Below are 10,386 nucleotides of genomic sequence, written 5' to 3'. Positions count from 1 at the left end.
AAAATGATTTGACTATTGCGACATTCATAATAGAGAGAGGAAGTAGATATAGCAGTCCCCAAGGCGCTTAGGAAATAAAGGACAAATATAGTCTTAGCGGAGTAAGTGTGGCCACTATTCGCCTAATTATGGAAATAACTTAATTTCTAGAAAATCTACCCTAAACTTTTCCTCCCAATACCTCCGGCGACAAAACCTGATTTAACTTCCCACTCCGGTATCCTTCTAAATCTAAAGTGACATAAATAAATCCAAACTCTTTAAACTTTTCTACCAACTGAGGCAAATTTATTGTCAACACAAACTCTTTAATTTGTTCGGGGGGAAGTTCAATTCTGGCAGTATCTTTTTCCGAACGAACTCGTAAATTTTGTAATCCCAAATCTCGCAAATATCTTTCCCCACGACCAACTCTTTGTAACTTTTCAAAAGTAATTTCTTCCCCATAAGGAAAACGGGAACTTAAACAAGGTTGAGCTGGTTTATCCCACCAAGGCAAACCCAATTCTTTAGCAAGTTGTCTAACTTCAAACTTACTAATTCCTAATTCAGCTAAAGGCGATCTAGCCCCTCTTTCTTTTGCTGCTTGAATACCAGGACGATAATCTAGTAAATCATCTGCATTTACCCCATCTACTACATAAGAATAACCCCGTTTTAAAGCCAAAGGTTTGAGAGTATCATGCAATTCACTTTTACAAAAGTAACAACGATTTATTGGATTAGAAGTATAATTGGGATTCTCCATTTCATTAGTTTCTACTTCTTCATGAGAAATACCAATTACTGCTGCTTGAATACGAGCATCTTCTAAATCTTCAGGTAATAAAGAAGGAGAAATAGCAGTTATAGCTAAAGCTTTATCTCCCAAGACATCATAAGCAACTTTTGCTACTAAAGTACTATCTATACCGCCAGAGTAAGCAATCAAAGCTTTCTCCATTTCTGAAAATATTTTTTTCAATTCTTTTAGTTTTTTTGTTAACATTATTTTCTCTATTTATTAATTTTTACTATTGTTAATTTAATTCTTATTGATTATAGCAATTATAGAAGGAAGAAGGAGGAAGGAAGAGGGAATAAGGAAAATAGATGAGTCTATGGTTCGATACATTTGACTTAAGGATTTTTTTTGCAATTCTGTAATTAGCCCAACTTTTTTCACCTACAAACCTCAAAGTTGCCTCTAGTTAGGGTTTGCTGAAAAAGTCTTTTTTTCAGAGGAGTAGCCAGAATCCAGAATTCAGAATCCAGGAGGAATGAGATTCCGAGAAGAAATAGCCAGAAGAATCTTCCCTTGATTTTCTAACCATATTTTTGCCCAAAACCCTAGATTTTTGAACTGGAAGTACCTAAAAGCTGATACTTTATTAGTACCTGCAAAGTCTGAAACCTTTGCCATTAAAAACTTTGATATTTAATCAGCAAGCCCTAGTTAATTTACTTAAGAAAAATCAGATAAACTCTTTATCTAATATCATTTTCAAATCCAGGTTGCCCTCCTCATATTTTCTAGGTAAATTCTGCATTCCCTACCATTTATGGAATTAACTATTAGCTCAAACTTTCTCAGCAGTAACCTCAAAGTTGCCTCTCATTAATTAACTTAAGAAAAATCAGATAAATTATTTTCTAACACCATTTTCAAATCCAGGTTGCCCTCCTCATATTTTCTAGGTAAATTCTGCATTCTCTACCATTTATGGAATTAACTATTAGCTCAAACTTTCTCAGCAGCAACCTAAAACCTACAACCTTAATTTTTACCCTAAAAGCTAAAACCTATAACCTTCTTCAAGGTAAGCTTTCAGCAATAAAAATCTGCTCTTAAAACTATACTTTATAAACACCTTTTTTAAGATAAAACTTGACTAAACAGATAATTTAGGGATTTATGTATTTGCTATTAAATCAATTGTTACCTTCTTCCTTAGCTGATAGCTGAACGCTGTTTGCGCAGCATTCCGTAGGAAATGCTTACTTTTCAATTCAAAACTCTCGTCTAGCAAAAATAGCTATAGTAATAGATAAAAGCAACATTGTATAAAGCAAAGCATAACCAAAATTAGTAACTAAAGTAGCTATACTTGGAAGTAAGCCATATACAGCATCATTTTTCAAATCTAATCTGCTTAAATCCGGTAATACTACATATAATCCCATCATTAACTTTCTAACTCCAGGATTATCACTTAACTCACCCAACTTAACTAAATCTCTACTTAAATTCCCCATTAAATAAATGCCAAATGTAAATAATGTCGCTAATAGAGAACTGGTAAAGACACCAAATAAAATTGCTACTGCAGTAAGTAAAGATAACTGAATAAAAATAAATATTACTGCTACTAAAATACTATCTATAGGATATGAAATCCCACTTAAATTCAGAATTAATCCATATATTATTGTCATAGTCAATAATAAAACAGCCAAAACTGCTGATAAACCAATATACTTACCAATAATTAATTCCGAACGACTTAATGGTTTAGCAATCAAAACATAAACAGTGCGTTTTTCAATTTCTTTATTCACCAAAGCAGTGCCAATAAAAACCGTCACTATCAAACCTAAAACACTAATAACTGCTAACCCAAAATCTAAGATTATTTTATCCTCCGTACCTATAGATAATTCTGGAATTAATCTAATAGCAGCAATCATTAATAAAGTAAAAAAAACAATTAAATAAAGGACGCGATCGCGAATTACTTCCCAAAATACATTTTGAGAAATTGCCAGAATTCTCCCTAGATTCATAAAATGTTTCCTAACCTTCTATTTCCACTTACTTTTTAATCTTTTATTTTGCTCTTTCGCAGGTTTAATCTCCCACCATCAACAGGGATGCTTAAAATTATTTGGGGTTTAAATTCCACCATATAATTTTCTCTTCTGCCTTCTTCAACTCTAAATTTTTGTCACATCTTCTGACTGGTTTTCTGGCTCAACAAGTTTCTTTTCTACAGCACCACATTCTACATTTCCAACTCTAATTGGTACTGCTGCATTTCGCGAAGTATTACCAAAACTTCTTTGCCCTACTCTTTCCTCGATTTTACAATTTTTACTAAGATAATAACTTTCATCTTTTGCTGTAAGTCCTTCCCATAATAATTTTAACTCTACCTGATATCCAGACTGATTAGCAACTATTGGTGTTTCTAACTTCCAGAAATCATCTTCTTTAACTTCAGATATTTCTTGAGTCGCTTCATTTTTAATATCTTGCAATTTCAACTTCATATTAGGTACTGATAAATCCACTCTTTGAGTTGCTAAATCATTGTTTAACCTCTCTTCCATTACATTCAGAATTTTTGCACCTCTATAATCATTTATTGAAGGCGTTATCAACCGATAAACAAATGTACTTTTACTTAAATCATCTTCTCCCATTGTCGGATATTGTTGCACTATTCCCTGAATCATAAAGTATAATCCCAACCAACAACTAACCAAAAAATTGACCAAAACTAAAATAACAAAACTAGGCTTTGATAATACATCAACTTTTTGATTTGTCGATTCTTCCGGAGTATTCAATACTAAAATTACCGCTGCTATGCACACAGCAATTACTGGCCAAGAAACTATAGCTACATACTTCAAATTGCTCTCTAATTTTTCATATAAAAGAAAGCAAATTAGCCCTGATGTAATCCAGGGACTTAAACTAATACCTCGAAATACAAATGGTTTCTGAGTAGTTAACCATCCGACAGAAAATGTTAAAAATAACCAGCTTAAAACAGAAATAAAATCAACTTCTACCTGCCTGTTGCCATCAATTTCAGCCACAGCTATTGACACCAGTAATAACATTCCACTTAACAATAAAAATGTTTTCCAATGCCAAAACTTAGGAGGAAGTAATAAATCTAGTAAACTCTTTAAAATGTCAGTAGTACCTTTAAACAGCTCAGTAAAACTTTTCCAAATTTCTTTCATGTTAATTCAAACCTCTGCAGAAATAAAATAAATACTATTGCTAAATGACTGCAAATATGAGCCAGTGTAATAACTAAAAACTTTGGCGTTCTTAATTGTCCTAATGCTTGTGATAAATTCATACTAGCACCACCATTTTTAGATTTTTTATTCCATCGATTTTCACACCAATTAAAACCGATAAACTTCACAATTAGAGAAATAAAAAAACTAAGAAATATGAAAAGTATGAATATAGGATAAATCGTGCCAATCTTACCAAATAGAATATAAGCTACGACTTCTTTTTCCCAGATATTTGGCACAATACTTACTATATAAAAAAAGAATATCCACCCGATACAGGTAGAAATTAAGTTCATCACAGTTGCATACTGAACACTAACTTTGGGAATGAATTTAAGTCGGTATTGAAGAAAAAATGATTCAATGGCAATTACTAATAATAATATTAAAGAGCCAGAGACAATAGCTCTCAAAGGCAAAATAGTTAAGTTCATCGCTAATTTTTGGGGACAAAGTAAATAAAATATGATTCAGTTAGTCTGAATTTTGATATTATCTAAGTTAAGTGGATATAAATTCTGCTCACTATGTTAAAAAATGTTAATTGCTCTAATAGACATCTCCAGAAAATAGGGAATAGGGAATAGCAAACCCACCCCTAACCCCCAGGGCTAATTAATTGTCATGAGAGAAAAAAGAAGTAGGGGAGTAGGGTAGTGGAGATGTAGGGGAGTGGAGGAGTAAGGTCAATTCATCCTCAAGAGAGAAAAATTGTATCCTTTGAAATGTTGAAATTTTGTACATCTTGTTAGAGTGAGCTAACCAAAAATAAAAATATATAGTTTTCATTAATGGATCATGGATAATGGATAATTGATAATTACCTCGGGTTTTAACCGTTACGGAATTGAATATCAGGAAATATTATCCATTGGTAAAGGGAGGCTTTAAACCATAATTATTTAATTATTAATTATTAATTATTCGGTAAATATTCTAGGCGCAACAATGAATTAGTCCTGCCCCTAACCCCTTCCATAAGGGGAATAATTGATAATTTATGTACGATAATCGATTTGATTTTTTATTTTTGGAGGTGTCTAATATAAATTTTATTTAAGTAGTCAATAGCAAGAAGGTAAGTTGTTTGAGAGAAACTCTACTATTGTCTATTCCTCCTTCTTCCCCGATTGTTAAAGTTAACTTGTAATTTTTTTCCAATACGGAATTACTATCAAAAAAATAATTACAAACTATAAATACCTATGAGACCTATGAGAAGAAACGGAATTGGCATACGCACTGCACAAGCCATGTCAGAAAGAATTGTGGGACAAATCCATGTTTACGATGGCTCCAGCAAAGGTAAATCTCAAGCGGCATTAGGAGTAGTTTTACGTTCCATAGGTCTAGGGATACATTCTGACTCTCCAACTAGAGTATTACTACTGAGATTCCTTAAAGGGCCTGACCGCTCTTATGATGAAGATGCTGCCATAGAAGCTTTACAGAAAGGCTTTCCTCATCTGATCGACCAAGTACGCACTGGTAGAAGTGAATATTTTGGCCAGAATGAAATTATTACATTTGACCGTCAAGAAGCCCAACGAGGTTGGAATGTGGCCAAAGGAGCGATCGCTTCTGACTTATATTCAGTAGTGGTCTTGGACGAACTAAATCCAGTTCTGGACTTAGGTCTATTACCAGTGGATGAGGTCATTCACACTATAAAGGATAAACCAGAACAGTTAGAAATTATTGCTACAGGCCGTGCAGCTCCTCAAGAATTATTGGACATTGCCGACTTACATTCAGAAATGAAACCCCATAAAAATTCAACTGCTCAAGCTCATGGCATTAGTGGGATTGAAATTTATACTGGTGCTGGTAAGGGCAAATCTACTAGCGCTCTGGGTAAAGCATTACAGGCCATAGGTAGGGGTATTAGTCAAGACCAATCTCATCGAGTCCTAATTATACAATGGCTTAAAGGAGGTATTGGTTATACAGAAGATGCAGCGATCGCTGCCTTACGTCAAAGCTACCCAAATTTAGTGGATCATCAACGTTGTGGTGGAGATGCTATTGTGTGGCGAGGACAACAAAAAGAAATAGATTATGTCGAAGCAGAAAGGGGTTGGGAAATAGCTAGGGCAGCTATAGCTTCAGGTTTATATAAGACTATTATTTTAGATGAACTTAATCCTACTGTAGATTTAGAATTATTAGAGGTAGAGCCAATAGTTGAAGCTTTATTACGCAAGCCAAAAGATACGGAGGTAATTATTACTGGTCGTTGTCTTAATCCACCAGCATATTTTGATTTGGCTAGTGTTCATTCAGAGGTTTTCTGTCATAAACATTATGCTAATCATGGGGTGGAATTAAAGCGTGGAGTAGATTTTTAAAAAAGTGGTCAGCAGTCAGCATTCAGGTATTCCTACGGAATGCTGCGCAAACAGCTTTATTACCTTTAAAGGAGAAAAAAGCAATTTTATCAAAGCTTCAGAGTACGAATCTCTGGTTAAGAATGTAGTAGAAATGCTTAAAACTGAAGAATTTAAAATAATAAATATAGCAATCCTAAATAGGTTGTGACAAATCAAAAAGTAGATAAAAAAACTGAAACTCCCTCCTGTTGCCAGATGAGCTGTTGCCTAAAAGCAGTAAGATTTTTATACACAAATAAAATAGGATTGCTATATTTGTTATTCAATAGTTTAGCAATCGCCAAAAAATATAAATATGGCAGTCGAAGGAAAGGTTAGGATATATCGAAAGGTTAAAACTCAGACAAAGCAATATTTTTCCCTCTTCCCTCTTCCCTCTTCCTTCTTCCTTCTTTAATCTGGAGAAATATCGCTTATTTCTGCATCAGGATTGAGACAATTAGATAATAATTCTTCTGTAGCTAATCCAACATTAGTATTTAAACCAACCACACAAGAAGAAAAACGTTTGGGAAGTAAACTAAGACGACAACTTTCTAAAATAGCAGCTTCATTAGACTTGTCTGTAACTGACTTATTAATTGTTTCTACACAAGTACCCAATTCATCAAATCTTCTGACTCGTTGACAATTAAATAGAATATCTTCTGCTGAAAGTTCATCTGTTGTATTATCATAAATCTTTGTCACGCATCTTGATAAACCTCTAGGTTTGAGAGCCGCACCACAAGCATTAGCTACTTCTGCCTCAGATAAACCCACACTTAGTAAATCTTCAGAGCAAATTTTAAAAGATTTTTTATTTGCTTGAGCTATTGCTACTTCCGGAGTAGCTATTAACAAACCATAACTAAAAATTCCTACTAAATAAATCCAGCGCCAACGACAGAATTTAATAGATCGAGGAAACTTCTTTAGGAATAAATTAGAAAAGTTAATATTAGGAATATTAGGCATAGTAAATAAATGAAATTAAATTCAATGAATAGGTTTACTGCTAAAGAAAAGCTAATTGACAAAGCAACGCTCAAGTAGTATACAATATAAGTTTGTGGTTAAATTTTATGTTAATGAGGAAATTATATGTCTAGATATAGAGGCCCACGCTTAAGAATAGCACGTCGTCTCGGTGACTTACCAGGACTAACTCGTAAAAGTCCCAGACGTGCTTATCCCCCTGGTCAACATGGTCAAAACCGGAGAAAGCGCTCAGAGTATGCAATTCGACTAGAAGAGAAGCAAAAATTACTCTATAATTATGGTCTTCGCGAACGACAACTCCTACGTTATGTAAAAAAAGCTCGTCGTGCAGCAGGTTCCACAGGACAAGTATTATTGCAACTACTAGAAATGCGTTTAGATAATACTGTATTTCGTTTAGGAATGGCACCAACTATTCCCTCAGCACGACAGCTAGTTAATCATGGTCATGTAACAGTAAATGGTAAGGTTGTTAGTATTGCCAGTTACCAGTGTAAACCAGGAGAGGAAATTGGTGTTAGGCCAAAAGAGGCATCTCAGGAATTGGTAAAAACTAATCTTCAATATCCTGGTTTAGCAAATATTCCTAGCCATTTAGAATTTGATAAAAATAAACTTGTTGGTAAGGTTAATAGTATTGTAGAACGGGAGTGGGTGGCACTTCAAATTAACGAACTATTAGTAGTGGAATATTATTCCAGACAAGCTTAACGAAGTCAGAAGTCAGAAGTCAGAAGTCAGAAGTTATTTTTGAGGCTGGAGATTTAAGCTCCGCTCCAAAAATATTTGGCCTTAAAAGGCGGGGTTTTAGACCCAATTATTTTGATAAAGATTTTATAGTAGGGAACAGGGAATAGTAGGAAAAATATTTCTCCTTCTTTTGTTTATTATCAGTCTATATCCTAATTAACTCGTTCTTTGACTATAGTTTTTTATCTGATTTTTTGATTCACTACAGCAAACCCCGTCTAGTCTATTTTTAGGCGGGGTTAACGAAGTCAGAATTTAGAAGGCAGAAGTCAGAAGGAAAAATTACTTATAATAGTCGATGATCGGCCACTTCGTGTCTTATAACCCCAAGCAATTTTAAGCACCCCTGCTGATAACTGATAACTGATAACTGATTTCACCCACCAATTTGTGACATAGTTCGACCATAGCTTCCTGTAGTACCAGACTCTCTTTGCTTAAAATTAATTTCTGGTTTAATACCCAATAAATATTCTAGCTGCTGCTGTAACTCCTTAACAGAAACTCCACTACGCAGGCCACTTTTTAAATCTATTTGACCCATTTCATTCAAAAGGCAAGGTCTTAACCATCCATCTGCTGAGAGACGCATTCTATTACAGCGATCGCAAAAACATTCTGACATTTGACTAATAAATCCCAGTGTCCCCTTTGCTCCAGGAATCTGAAATACATCGGCAGGGCCATTTCCTTTAACAGAAGATTCTGTCAACCCCCATCGTTTCCTAATTTTTTGCCGTAATTCTTCAGAAGATATCCAACCCCGGTCGTCAAATAATTTATCATTACCAATAGGCATAAATTCAATAAATCTAACGTGCCAATGACGGTCAATAGTTAAAGCTGCTAAGTCTAAAACTTCATGGTCATTAACCCCAGGAATTACCACTACATTTATTTTTAAAGGGTCAAAACCTACATCATAAGCAGCTTGAATTCCATTCCAAACCAGTTGCCAACGACTACGACCTCTATTTCCAATAATTATATTAAAAGTATCTGAGTCTAAAGAATCTAAACTAATATTAATTCTTTTCAAGCCAGCTTTATATAAATCTTTTGCCATACCCGCCAACAAAAATCCATTAGTAGTCATTGATATGTCTTGGGTCTCTGGAAAGGAGGCGATCGCTTCTACTAAATCTATTACACCAGGACGTAATAAAGGCTCACCTCCTGTTAATCGAAATCTAGTAAAACCTACAGGAATAAAAACTTCTTTTAGCAGAGTTAATAATTCATTATGAGTCAATAAGTTTTGTTGTAATACATAGTTAATTTCTGCGCCTTCTGGCATACAGTATTGACATCTAAAATTGCAACGATCTATTAGACTAATTCTTAAATAATCAACTTTATTCATGTTAAAAAGATGCTATGTAATACAATTTAATATTATACTGAATAGCTAGATATTTACCAGTTATGGATTTTTTTTCCGATTTTTATTTTGATAAATGTTAGTAGTTTAATTTTTTTTCATTAGTCAACATTTACGACAGAATACTGACTTGACAGCGGTAGAATTTTTGATTTTTTTCTAGTTGTTTACTTGAGCAAGTTAGTTGCTGTATTCAATCAACATGAAAATTGTTATATCATTTCTTTATAGAAATTACCGAAAAATTGTGGTTTAAAGCCTCCCCTTTTAAGGGGATAAGAAAGAAAAATTTTCATCTCTTTGTCAATCCTCTTCTTTTCAAGGAGAGGTAATTATTCATTATTCATTATTCATTATTCATTGTTGAACATATTGGTTAGGTAAAAAATTGGTTTGTTTGAAGGAGCAGGGAACAGCGAATAGAATATAAATAAAGATAAAAGATAGGTTTATATTATTAGTCTGAGAAACCTTATATGGGGAAGATGGATAGTTGATTTTCAGGATACACATTGTATTCGTTAGTGCGATTGCACAGAGTTAGGTGATTCTATACGGGACTAAAGGGAGTTTAATTATGTACCGAAAAATTACACAACGTCAAAATCAAGGAAGTATAATTTCGAGCAAAATTTTCAGTAATTTACATAGAGAAATATATATTTTTAGCGATTTCAGCAAACTATAATTAGCTATAAAATATGTATTATTGTTCAATTCATGAATATTTTTACTTGATATTAAATGCCCGAACTTAAATTTGATGATTTACTAATAAAAAGCTTAAATTATCAAGTTAATCTAATTTAAAATATAGCGCTGTGCGCAGCTCATTTGGCAGTAGGCAATAGCGGTCAGACCCCG

General features: G+C 33.8%; 8 protein-coding genes. 2 read left to right on the top strand and 6 right to left on the bottom strand.

Annotated features, from left to right (window positions below; translation table 11 throughout):
* Positions 1–160 precede the first annotated feature (160 nt).
* From larE to fraC, 4 genes are all read right to left on the bottom strand, one after another.
* Positions 161–988 carry an ATP-dependent sacrificial sulfur transferase LarE gene (gene larE, locus AC3DU7_RS14710; protein WP_488040078.1) on the bottom strand — a complete coding sequence of 276 codons (828 nt, stop codon included), beginning with the start codon at positions 986–988 and terminating at the stop codon, positions 161–163.
* A gap of 1,001 nt (positions 989–1,989) precedes the next feature.
* Positions 1,990–2,763: an ABC transporter permease gene (locus tag AC3DU7_RS14705; protein WP_488040077.1), complete on the bottom strand. Its 774-nt coding sequence runs from the start codon at positions 2,761–2,763 to the stop codon at positions 1,990–1,992.
* A 150-nt stretch (positions 2,764–2,913) separates the two neighbouring features.
* Positions 2,914–3,954, bottom strand: a complete 1,041-nt coding sequence (locus AC3DU7_RS14700; protein ID WP_488040076.1) for a DUF5357 family protein — start codon at positions 3,952–3,954, stop codon at positions 2,914–2,916.
* Positions 3,951–4,454 (bottom strand): filament integrity protein FraC, encoded by a 504-nt coding sequence (gene fraC / locus AC3DU7_RS14695; RefSeq protein ID WP_488040075.1) that lies wholly within the window; start codon positions 4,452–4,454, stop codon positions 3,951–3,953. The genes AC3DU7_RS14700 and fraC overlap by 4 nt, the downstream gene beginning before the upstream one ends.
* A gap of 780 nt (positions 4,455–5,234) precedes the next feature.
* Between fraC and AC3DU7_RS14690 the strand changes: the two genes are divergently transcribed.
* Positions 5,235–6,368: a cob(I)yrinic acid a,c-diamide adenosyltransferase gene (locus AC3DU7_RS14690; RefSeq protein WP_488040079.1), complete on the top strand. Its 1,134-nt coding sequence runs from the start codon at positions 5,235–5,237 to the stop codon at positions 6,366–6,368.
* Positions 6,369–6,803: 435 nt separating this feature from the next.
* Here the strand turns inward: AC3DU7_RS14690 and AC3DU7_RS14685 are convergent, their stop codons facing one another.
* Positions 6,804–7,367 (bottom strand): hypothetical protein, encoded by a 564-nt coding sequence (locus tag AC3DU7_RS14685; RefSeq protein WP_488040074.1) that lies wholly within the window; start codon positions 7,365–7,367, stop codon positions 6,804–6,806.
* Positions 7,368–7,493: 126 nt separating this feature from the next.
* Here AC3DU7_RS14685 and rpsD point away from each other — a divergent pair, with 126 nt between their 5' ends.
* Positions 7,494–8,102, top strand: a complete 609-nt coding sequence (gene rpsD, locus AC3DU7_RS14680; RefSeq protein WP_488040073.1) for a 30S ribosomal protein S4 — start codon at positions 7,494–7,496, stop codon at positions 8,100–8,102.
* Between the two features lie 415 nt (positions 8,103–8,517).
* Here the strand turns inward: rpsD and moaA are convergent, their stop codons facing one another.
* Positions 8,518–9,504: a GTP 3',8-cyclase MoaA gene (gene moaA / locus AC3DU7_RS14675; RefSeq protein ID WP_488040072.1), complete on the bottom strand. Its 987-nt coding sequence runs from the start codon at positions 9,502–9,504 to the stop codon at positions 8,518–8,520.
* Positions 9,505–10,386: the final 882 nt, after the last annotated feature.

It is taken from the genome of Okeania sp. (assembly GCF_983059655.1).
Note: the sequence above shows the minus strand (reverse complement) of the source record. Positions and strands in the feature narration are given on the sequence as shown.